Source organism: Dietzia sp. IBK-p2-15D (genome assembly GCF_057773105.1).
Genome location: NZ_JBYMTK010000136.1, coordinates 1 through 322 on the forward strand (window position 1 = coordinate 1; position 322 = coordinate 322).

1 protein-coding gene is annotated in these 322 nt (G+C 68.9%); it reads left to right on the forward strand.

The window, feature by feature from the left end:
- Positions 1 to 83 precede the first annotated feature (83 nt).
- Entirely contained in the window at positions 84 to 263 is a 180-nt protein-coding gene (locus AC3DEV_RS17240) for a hypothetical protein (RefSeq protein ID WP_488372916.1), read from the forward strand.
- The last annotated feature ends 59 nt before the right edge of the window (positions 264 to 322 follow it).

Genomic DNA, 322 nt, shown 5'->3' on the forward strand with positions numbered 1-322 from the left:
CTGTGACGATCCGACCCTCCGGGGTCGGCCCTGTCGTCCGCGGGTTCCCCCCGCCCGTTGAGAAGTGAGGTCTGTGATGGCCGGTGGACCGTCAGGCCAAGGCCAAGATCACCCCGGAGGGCGTGTTCCTCGAGCAGCTCGAGTTCGAGCGACTCAGGCTCGACGAGCGCACCGCCACCGGGGAGGCCATCTACCCTGTGACGATCCGACCCTCCGGGGTCGGCCCTGTCGTCCGCGGGGTCCCCCCGCCCGTTGAGAAGTGAGGTCTGTGATGGCCGGTGGACCGTCAGGCCAAGGCCAAGATCACCCCGGAGGGCGTGTT